This is a genomic window from Salinivibrio sp. EAGSL, assembly GCF_013366455.1.
In the GTDB taxonomy this organism is placed as follows: Bacteria; Pseudomonadota; Gammaproteobacteria; order Enterobacterales; family Vibrionaceae; genus Salinivibrio; species Salinivibrio costicola.
Window position 1 is genome coordinate 138,954 of record NZ_JABWMG010000006.1, and the last position, 12,550, is coordinate 151,503.

Here is a 12,550-nt window from a genome sequence, read left to right on the forward strand (position 1 = left end):
TTTTTTGGGTCATCGCGGTGAACACGATCAAATTTAGACTAAAGCCGTATGTCTAACATCTTGGGGATTAACTGTTGCGACGCAGTTGCGATACAAAAATAAATGCGACTCATAAACATCGAGAGTGTCTTTGTATGATAATTACCACAAACGTGATTAAATCCCACGCAAAATGCGCTAAGCTCTCCCTAGATTATTGTTATTAATGAGAGAACCATGATCCCCCATCGACGAATTCGCCAATCGATTCAGGCCTTTTTTATTTTAGTCACGATGAGCTTTTCGCTGGTATGGTTCTCATTAGCGGTGCTGCCAGAAAGCGAACAATTCGCCGTGATTTGGTACGTATCGGCTGCCGGCGCATTCGGGTTTAGCTGCTTTTCAGGCTACGTGAGGCTTGTCGCAGCCGCAGGCTTTTTCACCGGCGTCTTTTATGCCGATACCATGATGGGGATTCCCGCTTCACTCAGTGCCAGCATGGCGGCTGTCAACACTGCAACCGCCGGATTAGGTTGCACCATTTACCGATTAACGTACAAACGTTACGGTAACCCGTTCGAGAGTATGTGGCCCTTTATTCGAGGTTTAGCGCCCACACTTATCATCAGCCCTCTATTTGGTGCGACACTCGGTGCCAGTGTTCAGTCAATAGGAACCCATCAACCGTTCGATTACTTAGTACTTCGGTGGTTTATTAGCGAATTTGTCGGTTTTGTCGCCCTATTTCCTCTCTTGTTAGTCGTCAAAGAGAACCTCAGCGAACGACCTAATGATCGACTTGCGAAATCGAGCACGTTTTGGATCGCCTTGATAGCCCTGTGCTTGGCCGCGATCAGTACAATCAGCCTGTTGTTATATCTTTCACCTCACCCGTTTTTGGCGCTCACAGCGCTGTTTTTGTTGGCGGCAACACTGCAAAGTCGTCTGATTGGTTTAGGCTGTATCGCGTTAACATTACTAAGCTTTGACATTTTATCCGCCCTCGGTGCACTGACATTTCAAGTAGAAGCGGATCAAAAAGCCTCACTGTCTCGCATGGCGATGGCTGGTGCCGCCATGATGGTCGGGGTGATAATGACACAATTCGCATATAGCTATCGACGTCATCAAAAGCATCATCTGGAGCAACATGCGTTATTAACCCAAGCGATGCATAACTCCCTTATTGGTATGGCCATACTCGACCCTCGCGGCATCGTTCAAGACGCTAACGCGAGCCTTGCGCAGTTTTTTGCCTGTGAACCGCGTGTATTGCTTGGCTCCCATGTTTCTATTTTTACCCGCGAGCAAGATCAAGCGGCATTAAAAGACTATTTTAATGAACTGAGCATGGGTCATACCGATAATAAACGGCTGGAGAAGCGCTTCCTGCGCGCGGATGGGGAGCAAGTATGGGGAAGGCTCTCTGTCACTGCGGTCCGTGACAAACATGCCGGCCATGTGACGCATCTCATCAGCCAAGTCGAAGACATTAATGCACTGAAAGCGGCACAGAGAGAGCAAAAACGCTGGCTAGAACGTTGGCGTTTTGCTTTAGATATCAACAAACTCGCCGTATTTGAATTGAACGTTCATACTGGCGTTATTCTGTTTTCAGGTTGGTCAGCGCCACTATTGGGGATCAGTGCAAAAAGCATCCAAACCTACCAAGCCTGGACCGCCCGAATCCATCCAGACGATTTACACGGCTGGGAGCAAGCCATGCGCCTGCTGGTTGAAGGGCGTACTGATCGTATGATCGAAGTATTTCGCTTTCAAAATGATCAGGGAGATTACCGATATCTACGGCAAGCGTCGGCGCGACAAACCGGTGAAGAGACAGAAACCGTGCTAAGTACGGTAATCGATGTCACCGAACAGCACCTAGCCAACCAACAAACCGATACCTTACGCCGCCGCCTTGAAGCCGCGACCAAAGCTGCTAACATTGGTATTTGGGAGTACAACGTCGCAGACGACACGCTCGAATGGGATGCGCAGATGTATGCGCTCTACGATATACCCGTCTCTGACGGTAAAGAAACATTGGCCACTTGGCAACATCGCCTCCATCCAGATGATGCCGATAGGGTCAAGCGTATACTCGGCAAAGCCCTCAAATATCAACAACGTATCGATACCCAATTCCGGATTCTCGATACTCACGGTCGAACGCGTTACCTGCGTGCCCTTGCCAGTGTACAAATCGATGATAGCGGCAATACCATACGATTGATTGGCGCCAACTGGGACAATACTGAAATAAATGAACTCAACCAAACCCTTGCCCAGGAGCGCGAACAATTAAACGTAGTGATGAATTCCATCAACGATGCCGTAATCACCACCGACGACCAAGGTCATTTAGCCTATCTCAACCATACGGCACAGCGACTGACTCTCAATGGTGAGGATCGGCCCCTTGGACAAACCATCGACGACATTTTCCAACTGTATCGTCAACAACAGCGCGTGCTGCTTTCGAGTTTACATGAAAATCAAACCGCGACCTTTTTTGAAACACAGATAAAAGATGCCTACCAGCTTGTGTTAGCCAATGGGGAGCGCGTCTATGTCTCCGTGGCAGTATCGCCGTTAACCAGTCATCAAGGCTATGTGTATATTTTACGTGATGTGTCTGAAGAACATGCGTTAATGGCGCAACTCGACTACAACGCTAACCACGATCCACTGACACATTTACCGAACCGCCGGGCCTTTGAAACCATCATGGAAAGGCACCTTACACAACACCATGACGATACCCCGTCGGTACTTGCCTTTGTCGATCTCGACCTGTTCAAAATCATCAACGATTCTGTCGGCCACCATGCGGGCGACGATGTTCTCTGCCAAGTGTCTCAAGCATTGGCTGATAACATTCGCAGTGATGACACCGTTGCACGACTCGGCGGCGACGAATTTGCAGTCCTCCTCACACACTGCAATATGCGGGATGCCAAACAGACAATTGCCGATTTAATCAGTCGCCTCGAGAATCTATCTTTTTCTTATGAAGAGCGGATTTTCGCCATCAGTGCCAGTGTCGGCTTAGTCAATATCGGTGATGACGCCTTAACTCTGTCCGACTTAATGAGCCGCGCTGACGTTGCCATGTATGAAGCGAAGTCAGCGGGCCGTGGACAAATCGTCGACTATAACGATATATCAGGCTTCGCCCAAGGCCGCCACAACGATATGCAAATGGTCGGAAAAATTACCCGCGCATTGGCTGAGGATCGATTTACCCTGTATGGTCAACAAGTCGCTCCCGCGAAAGGACCAACCATTGAACACTGGTATGAACTATTAGTGCGGATGATTGACACGGATGGCAATATCATGAATCCGGGGCAATTTATCCCCGCCGCAGAGACCTTTGGTTACATTCGTGACATTGATGCGTGGGTGGCTAACTATGTGCTCAATACTCGCGCCCAAGAATTGGCCGACTCTGGCCTTAAATTTAATCTCAACCTCTCCGCGCACTCAATCAGCGATCCCAAGTTCCAAACACATTTGAAGGCCCTGTTAGCCTCATCCGTCTTTCCCGCTGAGCGCTTGTGCTTCGAGATCACAGAGTCAGCCTTAATTAGCCACTTAAATACCGCCGTTTCATTTATCGATGAGTTACGCGCCTATGGGGCTCACATCGCACTTGATGATTTTGGCGCCGGCCTATGTTCTTTCCATTACTTGAAACTCTTTAACGTTGATGTCGTGAAAGTGGATGGCCAGTTCGTTGCCAACCTCACCGATAACGAAAACGACATTGACCGAGTGATCCTCGAATCTATCGTCAGTATCTGTGACACCATGGGGTATAAAACTGTCGCGGAGTGGGTGTCTGATGAAGAAAAACTCGCGCGCGTACAAGAGATCGGCATTCATTATGTGCAAGGGTTTTTAATCGACTATCCCACGCCACTTGATACCTTGCTTGCCAACAAAGTATCGAACAAACAAAAAGGTGCTGAATAGGGTTGCGAGACGCCGAAAAGATAGGCAATTTAAGCTTTTTTGCTTGGACTGCCTGTTATGAATCAATACACGCTTGCAGGGTGTGGTGCAATCCTACTGTGGAGCAGCAATGTCGCATTGATCCGCCACGTGACCGAATTACTTGGCCCTGTAGGTGGCGCTGCCGCCATTTATACTATCGCGGCGCTCTGCTTAGTGGTTTTTGTCGGTACGCCCAAACTCAGCGATTTTCCACGTCGCTACTTGATTGTCGGCGGCGTGTTATTCGTGGTCTACGAATTATGCTTGTCGTTATCCCTAGCATGGGCTAATACGCGCACACAAGCGATCGAAATGGGCGTCATTAACTATTTGTGGCCGTGCTTAACCGTCTTCTTTTCCGTGCTTATTACTCGCCAAAAAGTCAGCCTTTGGCTTTATCCTGCCTTAATGATCGCATTTTTAGGCGTTATCTGGACAGTAGGCGGCAAACAGGGGGTTTCTTGGCATCATTTAGTCGCCAATATTCACTCAAACCCATTGAGCTATATCCTGGCTTTCAGTGGCGCCATCATTTGGGCCATATATTGTAATCTGACCCGCATGAGTGCGCAGGGAAAAAACGGCATCACGTGGTTCTTTATAGCAACGGCCATCACACTCTGGGTCGGTTTTGCACTCTCTGATGCGCCTGCGCTTTCCGGTTCTTGGTCGGAGGCAGTTTATGTGTTCGTGGCCGGTGCGGCAATGGGAGGAGGTTACGGGCTGTGGAACCTTGGTATTCTTAAGGGCAATTTGGTGTTCTTAGCAACCTTGTCTTATTTTATCCCGATCCTATCAACGTTTTTATCAGCGATTCTCTTGTCGACCGAGCTGACGCTCTCCTTCTGGCAAGGCGTGGCGATGGTGACACTCGGCTCATTGGCAAGCTGGTGGCTGACGCGAGCGCCGACCACCAGCAACAAGACCTCGAGTACCGCTAAATCACACTAGTGACGATGTATCCAGCCGCTCTTGCGGCTGGATACAGTTTACTGTGCCAAGGCTAACGCCGGTGTTGCCGCGCCATAATAGAGGCAAATACGCTGACCATTGATTTGTTCAACCTCAAACTCAATCTCGTAAATACGCTCCATCACTGGCTTGGTCACTACCTCATCAACGGGACCGCTCGATACCACTTCGCCATCTTTCATCGCGACCATATTGTCCGCATAACAAGCGCTAAAGTTAATATCGTGCATCACGACCACCACGGCCTTGTTATATCGATGTGCCAGGTCTCTGACCGTCTTCATGATCGCCACCGAGTGACGAATATCGAGATTATTGAGCGGTTCATCGAGAAAGATATAATCGGTGTTTTGTGCCACCACCATCGCGATGAATGCCATCTGCCGTTGGCCCCCACTTAATTGATCAATAAAGCGGTCTTGTAACTCCGTTAACCCTAATTGAGCTAACGCTTCATCAATCACCGTATCATCATCCGCAGTCAGTCGCCCTTTAGAATGGGGAAAACGACCAAATGCCACGAGCTCACGAACACGAAAGCGCATATTGACATTATTCGCCTGCCGCAACACCGCCAGCCTTTTTGCTAATGCCTCATTGCTCCATTCACTGAGCGGTTTATCGCCAATCAAGACTTCACCTGCATCACTATCAGTGAGTCGACTCGCCATAGAGAGCAGCGTACTTTTCCCCGCACCATTTGGACCAATTATCGCGGTCACTTTACCCGGTGGGAACAACGCACTGGCCTGATTTACCACCTGGGTTTGCCCGTAGGCTTTCGACAATCCAATTAATTCAATCATAATGGTTAAAACTTGTTTTTCGTTAGCAGGTACAAGAAATAGCTTCCACCAACAAAGTTAATAATCACACTGACAGTGGTTTCAAACCCGAACCACTGCTCAACAACATACTGACCGGTTAACAACAAAAAAACTGCCAATACACTGGTCGCAAGAATCAAAAAACGATGCTGATAGCTCACAAACATTTGCCGGGCAAGGCTGACTACAATCAAACCAAAGAACAATACAGGCCCGACCAAAGCCGTCGATACCGCAATCATGATGGCGATGATCACCATCACCTTCAGTGTGAGTCCGCGCATATCGACGCCTAAACTGGTGGCATTATCTTCACCAAGTAAGCAAACATCCAGCTGATTGGCATAGCGGTAAAGCGCCAACAAACACAGCCCTAACACCGGCACACTGATATACACCAGATCGCGATTCGCATTGTTGAAACTGGCAAACATGGCATCTTGAAGTACCGCAAATTCACTGGGGTCAACTAATAAGGTAAAAAACTGGCTAACACTGCCAAACACACTCCCGAGTACGATACCAATTAACAACAAGGTATAGACGTTAGCGCGATGCCGACGAAAATACAGCGTAAATAGCACGCTCGCCGTCACCGTCATCAATGCCACACTCACCGCAAAGTTTAAATAGGCATTCACCAAAAACAGACTGGTTGAACCAAAGATCACCAGTAACAGGGTTTGCAATAAGACGTACAAACTATCAAAACCAAGAATTGAGGGCGTCAATATTCGATTATTGGTGATGGTTTGAAACACTAATGAAGAGGCCGATATTGCGATCGCTGCCAGCGCAATCGAAAGCACCTTCGGCGTACGCCTAGAAAGAAAGTAAGCATAATTATCCGCGGTAAGGCCATGCCCTAAGAAATAACCGGCGACCAGTAAAACGCCCACCGCAACAAGAGAAAGTTTGAGTCCATCACGCATTGGCTTTATCCCTCATCACTAAGTAGATAAAGACCACACCACCCAAAATCGAAATGATCATGGCAATAGGGACTTCATAAGGGAAGATAATTACGCGGCCTAAAATATCGCAACTTAAGACCAGTACCACCCCCCAAAAGGCGGTCCAAGGCAAATTACGCTTAATATTATCGCCCATGAACAATGAGACAACATTCGGCACAATCAGGCCAAGAAAAGGGATCACGCCGACGATCATCACCACGGCCGACGACAACAAGGCAACCACCATGACACCAAACAGCACCACTTTTTGATAATCCAAACCAATATTCTTGGCGAAGCTTTCTCCAATACTGGCGGCGCTAAATTGGCTCGCATAGGCATAGGCCACGGCACATACAGGCATGGCAACAAACAAGATTTCATAGTTCCCCGCCAACACCGATGAAAAATTGGCCACCGTCCACGCTTGTAAGGTTTGAATCAAATCGTATTTGTAAGCCAGGAACTGAGTAAGAGACGAGACCACGTTGCCGTACATAATCCCGATCAAAGGAACAAGCACGGTATTTTTAAATTTGAGGCGCTGTAAGAAACGGACAAATAGCCAAGTACCTGCCATCGCCGTACCGACAATCACTGTCAGGTCAAGCCATTGGTTTGCACCACTAAAAACCACGAGCGTAACCACATAGCCAAGCAGCGCGCAATCAATGGTGCCCGTGGTATCTGGGGAGGCAAAGCGGTTTTGACAAATCTGCTGCATAATCAGGCCGGCCACACTCAGCCCAGCCCCGGCAAGACAAATAGCCAGCAGGCGCGGAATACGACTGGTGGTAAAAATGGTCCAGGCTTCTGAATCACCGGCCCACAAACTATCCAAAGAAACGTGGGCGACACCGATAGATATCGACAATAGCGCCAGCACCATAAGGATAGGAATAGAAAGATACTTCACAACACGACTACCGTTGGGTCTGAAACCACAAAGACCCGGGAGAAGCCCGGGTCAACTTTTATCTGTAAAAAAGCAATCTATACAGAAAGCGATGCGTCATCAAAAACGATTAAAGTACGCGATTGACATCGTCGATCATTTTATCCATCGCCGTCATCCCAGCCATGGTGATATACCAAGCAGTTGGATCTAAGTAGCTGATACGTTGATTTTGGTGCGCCAGTGTCTTATTTACCAATGGGTTATCGAAACGCGCTTTAGCTTTTCCCTGTCCCTCACCAATCGCTTGCTCACGATCAAGCACCAGCAACACATCTGGATTGGCATCGGCAATGTATTCAAAAGAAATCAGGTTGCCGTGAGAGCCAGCCACTTCTACGTCATCACTTTTCGCAGGTTTTAGTCCCAGCTCGTCAAAAACCAGACCAAAGCGGCTTTTCTCACCAAACATCGCCACTTTACTGCCGTTGCTCATCACCATAAGCGCGTTGAAGTTATCTGCCACCGCTTTTTCATGTGTTTGTGCAATTTTGGTATTTACCTGGTCGATAATGGCTTCCACTTTTTCTTGTTTGTCGAAGACATTACCCAGCATGCGCCAGTTTTGCTGAACACTCTGCCAATAATGGTCATAATCGGCTTGGAACATAATGGTTGGCGCAATTTCTTCTAATTCACTCATCAGCGACGCCATACGCGCCTCTGCGATGATCAAATCCGGTTTTGCCGTAAAGATTGCCTCATAATCAGGCTCTTTAACGGTCCCTACCGCTACATACTTATCATCTTGGTAAGTTTTTGCTAAGTAATCTGGCATCAATGATTTCACCACGCCTACAGGTTCAACCCCCAGGCGGTCAAGCACATCGAGGCTGCCTTGCCCAAGCACAACCACACGCTGCGGCACACCGTCAATCTCAACGGTGCCCATGGCATGGTGGATGGTTTTTGCAGCAGCGTGACCACTTAATACCAAAGAAACGGTTAAAAGAATGAATTGGAAAAATGAACGAAAAGCTTGCATAGCCCTTTCCTCGCAAAAATTGATGGCAGCATGCTAACGCAGTTAAAACGCCAAGTCACGAATAGAAGTGAGAATTATTCATATTCATAACTCTATTGATAAAGCCGGATCAACACACCATCACGATAAGGGCGTCAGTTACTAAAACTGTTTTGATCTTGCGCAAAATAAAGACAGATATCAGCCAGTGTTGTGTCTATTTCCCGTTTTTATCCGCGAATAAACCATCGAATCGGACCTATTTGGTTACAACGCAAGCGATTGCACCGACACTATCAACATATTTAGTAATCATTGGCCGGTTTACGGGTTAACATGGATATAGTTGTGATCAAGATCGCGCGGATATATGCGCTGGTTACATACACTAGACTCATCTCGAGCGGTATGACTGAAACGATAATTAAAGACAGCTAAGACTGTCGCAAATTCGGTACCGGATTGAGCTGAACTGCATCTAACGAGTTGTTTGAGGGTTATAATGAACGAAATTTTACTTGCGGTCGTCGCTGGCGCCATTGTTGGCTTTTTCTTCAGCGCGATCAAGTTACCATTGCCTGCTCCCCCGGTGATTTCTGGGATCATGGGCATCGTTGGTATCTACCTTGGCGGCATGGCTTATCAAGCCGTGATCGAACGCTTTTTCTCTTAACTTTAGATAATTGGAGCACACTATGGCTACCCCACATATTAACGCTGCAGACGGCGCATTTGCTGAAACAGTCCTGATGCCAGGTGATCCACTGCGCGCGCAGTACATTGCCGAAAACTTTCTAGAAAACGCGGAACTGGTCACTGATGTCCGTAATATGTTCGGTTACACCGGCACTTACAAAGGCAAAAAAGTATCGGTAATGGGTCACGGTATGGGTATCCCATCGTGCTCCATCTACGTCCATGAGCTGATCAAAGATTACGGTGTTAAAAACGTCATTCGCGTCGGCAGCTGTGGCGCAGTAAAAGATGATGTCAAACTGATGGACGTGATCGTTGCACAAGGCGCTTCCACCGACTCAAAAGTAAACCGCACCCGTTTTGCCGATCATGACTTCGCCGCTATTTGTGATTTCCATCTTATGGAAACTGCCGTTGGTGAAGCGCGTAAACAAAACGTCTCTGTGCGCGTTGGTAACGTATTCTCTGCGGATCTCTTTTACAGCCCAGAAGCCGATCTGTTCAACAAAATGGACAAACTTGGCATTCTTGCCGTTGATATGGAAGCAGCGGGTATCTACGGTGTTGCTGCAGAGCTAAACGCGCGTGCTCTCACCATTCTGACCGTGTCTGACCACATTATTCGTGGTGAAGCACTGAGCTCAGATGAGCGTCAAAAGTCGTTTAATGAAATGATGACTGTCTCGCTCGAGACCGCGATCAACCTGTAAATGTGGGTTGGAGGAAACGTGCCAAGCGGTAAACTGCCACCCGCTGCCGGTCAATTGCAGCTGAATTTTTGTAAAACCTTGACCTGTCCTAACTTTGGGTCAATGGATGAGCAAGATTATTTGGTTCAGCGCTCTAATCCGGCACGCCCAACGCTAGTATGCCGAGAATGCGGGGCGTTTCCTCCTCTGCTCAACAACCAGCAAGTTCATGCCGAGTTGATAGCCCAACGTCAACTCCATGCAGATGGACTATGTGCCTGTACCAACCCCGCCTGTGAGCACTTAGGTAAGCCAGTCTTAACCTACCGTCACTGTTACCATGCCTTTGGCTACAGCGGCGATAGACAACGTTATCGGTGTAAAGGCTGTCAAAGTACCTTTGTCGACCGTTGGTCTGGGATTAACAAAAAGAGTGAGCTGCAACAAAAGTTGCTGGCCTTCCTTTTCACGGGCCATACCGTGCGAGAGATCTGTCGTCGGCTTTCTCTCAATCCAAAGACCTTTTATGATCACCTGAATCAAATAGCTGCGCGTTGTCGACAAAAACTTGCCGCGTACGACACACGCTTTTTATCTGATACCTCAACAGGCCACCTCGCGAGTGTTCATGCACCGCTGCAACCTAACAGCGAAAATGGCGTACAATGGCTAGCGACCGGAGAGGCGCATAGCGGCTATATTTTGCTTCAAGATGTCAACTATCATTCGTATGATCATGACCATCTCACCGAGCATCATGATCCGTATCAAGACGCTTGCCGCTTTATGGCGACCACCAATGCAGGCCAGCGCTCGGAGCCAACACCACGCCCTGACGGCTTACTGGGTCGCGTTGACGCAAAATACCGAGAGGTGTTTTCACGCTCAAATGTGGAAGACCCTTACACCCAGCCGTTGCACTTTATTTACCCTAATCGTGGTACCCTGATTCGTCCTCAATACACCACCTATGCCCATTATTTAAACCTCAAGCCTTTTATTGATCATTGGCAACACATTGTGGTGTTTTCTCCGCAGGAGCCCTTATTGCGCTCGGCTTGTTTATCCGTTTTCGAAGCCGATATTCGTGACAAACGGGTAAGCCATGTTTACGTCGAGCAAGATCCTTATTGGCAACCCGGCTCAGAGCCAGAAAAAATTGATATTGTGTTACTCAGTTGGTGGCGCGATCGCTGGGCGTTTACGCGCAGCGGTGCAGGGAGCAAAGCCATTTGCGATCATGGGCAAAATAAGGGCAGAGAAGCCTATTGGTTAACCCATGCAAGCTGTGATGCGATGAAGAAATATCAACAACACTTCCATCAGCAATTTGCACTGTTGGTTAATGAGCCACGACGCCGGTTACGCCCTGGAGGGTTACTGCCGTTACTTGATATTTACCGTGCCTGGCACAATTTATGTTGGCAAGATCACGCCCACGTCACGCCTGCTCAGCGTCTTGGATTAACCGATCGCCCGCTCACACTCGCGGACCTCATGCTTTAACGTCTCACCGCCCGATTGTTATCGATAGTTCAACCTAACGCCCGCGTCGTCTCCCTTGACGATATCGCTGTTTCGCGTTATTTATCTCGATACTAAAAATCCAGTCACGAGGATATAAGTATTGGATATTCAACTGCTGCGTACATTTATTGAAGTCAGTAAGACCCGCCATTTCGGTCATGCGGCGGATAATCTTTATCTGACCCAATCCGCAGTCAGCTTTCGTATTCGCCAACTTGAAACCCAGTTAGGCACCGCACTGTTTATTCGTCAGCGCAATAATGTTCGCCTCACAGAAGCAGGTGAGCGTTTATTTCCCTATGCAGAAACTATGCTGCAAACTTGGCAACGTGCGCAACACGATGTCAGTGCCATACAAGCCGCCAGTAGCCAATTAACATTTGGGGCGTCACCGATGTTATGGGAGCTTGATGGCGTAAGCGCATGGATAAATCAGATAGGTGCAGACCATACCGACTGGCTACTCCGTGCTGAATCAACGCCAAGGCAATTACTCGCTCGCCATTTAATTGAGAAGCGCATCGACGCGGGCCTAACGTCAGAGTTACCAAAACTTGAAGGGCTGCAGTCTCATCACCTTGGCAATTATCAATTACAGCTGGTCAGCCACGTCGCTCATCTTCACCTGGATAAGAGTGATGAGCTACCGCTTATCTATCTTGACTGGGGCACACAATTTGCGAGTGCACAAAGCCAAATAGCGCAGTTACAGCGCCCACCGGTGTTACACACCCAGTCGTGCCACCTGGCGTTAAACTATTTGCTCACACATGGCGGCATCGCATTTCTGCCTTCCTTGGCGATTCAACAGTACCTAGACAGCAAACGACTTCATTTAGTCGATAAAGTACAAGCACTTACCCATCCTCTTCACCTTATCTGGCTGACAAACAACGATAAAAGCAATTTAATCAGTCAGTTAATAGAATCAAACGGTCAGCTTTACGCCGGTTAAAAAAACGGTCGTTTGCGGCGAATTTCAC

10 protein-coding genes are annotated in these 12,550 nt (G+C 48.2%); 6 read left to right on the plus strand and 4 right to left on the minus strand.

Going from position 1 to position 12,550, the window contains the following annotated elements; genetic code table 11:
- Window positions 1-216 precede the first annotated feature (216 nt).
- Together HLG76_RS05430 and yddG are read left to right on the plus strand one after the other, a co-directional pair.
- Window positions 217-3,960: an EAL domain-containing protein gene (locus HLG76_RS05430; protein WP_175993234.1), complete on the plus strand. Its 3,744-nt coding sequence runs from the start codon at window positions 217-219 to the stop codon at window positions 3,958-3,960.
- 48 nt (window positions 3,961-4,008) lie between these two features.
- Complete coding sequence (yddG, locus tag HLG76_RS05435; protein ID WP_303245979.1) at window positions 4,009-4,932, plus strand: aromatic amino acid DMT transporter YddG; 924 nt, start codon at window positions 4,009-4,011, stop codon at window positions 4,930-4,932.
- Window positions 4,933-4,970: 38 nt separating this feature from the next.
- Here yddG and HLG76_RS05440 read toward each other — a convergent pair whose 3' ends face one another.
- From HLG76_RS05440 to HLG76_RS05455, 4 genes are all read right to left on the minus strand, one after another.
- The gene (locus HLG76_RS05440) at window positions 4,971-5,759 is read right to left on the minus strand and encodes an ABC transporter ATP-binding protein (protein ID WP_077460853.1); all 789 of its coding nucleotides are present in this window, start codon (window positions 5,757-5,759) and stop codon (window positions 4,971-4,973) included.
- 5 nt (window positions 5,760-5,764) lie between these two features.
- Window positions 5,765-6,712, minus strand: a complete 948-nt coding sequence (locus tag HLG76_RS05445) for an iron chelate uptake ABC transporter family permease subunit (RefSeq protein ID WP_021023771.1) — start codon at window positions 6,710-6,712, stop codon at window positions 5,765-5,767.
- Window positions 6,705-7,625 (minus strand): ABC transporter permease, encoded by a 921-nt coding sequence (locus tag HLG76_RS05450; protein ID WP_025744503.1) that lies wholly within the window; start codon window positions 7,623-7,625, stop codon window positions 6,705-6,707. The genes HLG76_RS05445 and HLG76_RS05450 overlap by 8 nt, the downstream gene beginning before the upstream one ends.
- A 136-nt stretch (window positions 7,626-7,761) precedes the next feature.
- On the minus strand, window positions 7,762-8,676 hold the full coding sequence (locus HLG76_RS05455) for a siderophore ABC transporter substrate-binding protein (protein ID WP_175993236.1): 915 nt from the start codon (window positions 8,674-8,676) through the stop codon (window positions 7,762-7,764).
- A 481-nt stretch (window positions 8,677-9,157) separates the two neighbouring features.
- Between HLG76_RS05455 and HLG76_RS05460 the strand changes: the two genes are divergently transcribed.
- The 4 genes from HLG76_RS05460 (at window position 9,158) to hdfR (ending at window position 12,522) form a co-directional block, all read left to right on the plus strand.
- Entirely contained in the window at window positions 9,158-9,328 is a 171-nt protein-coding gene (locus HLG76_RS05460; RefSeq protein WP_021023774.1) for a XapX domain-containing protein, read from the plus strand.
- 22 nt (window positions 9,329-9,350) lie between these two features.
- Complete coding sequence (gene deoD, locus HLG76_RS05465) at window positions 9,351-10,061, plus strand: purine-nucleoside phosphorylase (protein WP_077460852.1); 711 nt, start codon at window positions 9,351-9,353, stop codon at window positions 10,059-10,061.
- 18 nt (window positions 10,062-10,079) lie between these two features.
- A complete protein-coding gene (locus HLG76_RS05470) occupies window positions 10,080-11,546 on the plus strand; it encodes a lactate dehydrogenase (RefSeq protein ID WP_028569712.1) in 1,467 nt (488 codons plus the stop codon).
- Window positions 11,547-11,667: 121 nt separating this feature from the next.
- Window positions 11,668-12,522 carry an HTH-type transcriptional regulator HdfR gene (hdfR, locus tag HLG76_RS05475; protein ID WP_077460851.1) on the plus strand — a complete coding sequence of 285 codons (855 nt, stop codon included), beginning with the start codon at window positions 11,668-11,670 and terminating at the stop codon, window positions 12,520-12,522.
- Window positions 12,523-12,550 lie beyond the last annotated feature (28 nt).

Bases quoted from the DNA above. Each gene is read 5' to 3' on its own strand.
- HLG76_RS05430 (WP_175993234.1), top strand. From the start codon at position 217: ATGATCCCCCATCGACGAATTCGCCAATCGATTCAGGCCTTTTTTATT.
- HLG76_RS05450 (WP_025744503.1), bottom strand. From the start codon at position 7,625: ATGGTGCTGGCGCTATTGTCGATATCTATCGGTGTCGCCCACGTTTCT.
- HLG76_RS05445 (WP_021023771.1), bottom strand. From the start codon at position 6,712: ATGCGTGATGGACTCAAACTTTCTCTTGTTGCGGTGGGCGTTTTACTG.
- HLG76_RS05460 (WP_021023774.1), top strand. From the start codon at position 9,158: ATGAACGAAATTTTACTTGCGGTCGTCGCTGGCGCCATTGTTGGCTTT.
- HLG76_RS05455 (WP_175993236.1), bottom strand. From the start codon at position 8,676: ATGCAAGCTTTTCGTTCATTTTTCCAATTCATTCTTTTAACCGTTTCT.
- HLG76_RS05440 (WP_077460853.1), bottom strand. From the start codon at position 5,759: ATGATTGAATTAATTGGATTGTCGAAAGCCTACGGGCAAACCCAGGTG.
- deoD (WP_077460852.1), top strand. From the start codon at position 9,351: ATGGCTACCCCACATATTAACGCTGCAGACGGCGCATTTGCTGAAACA.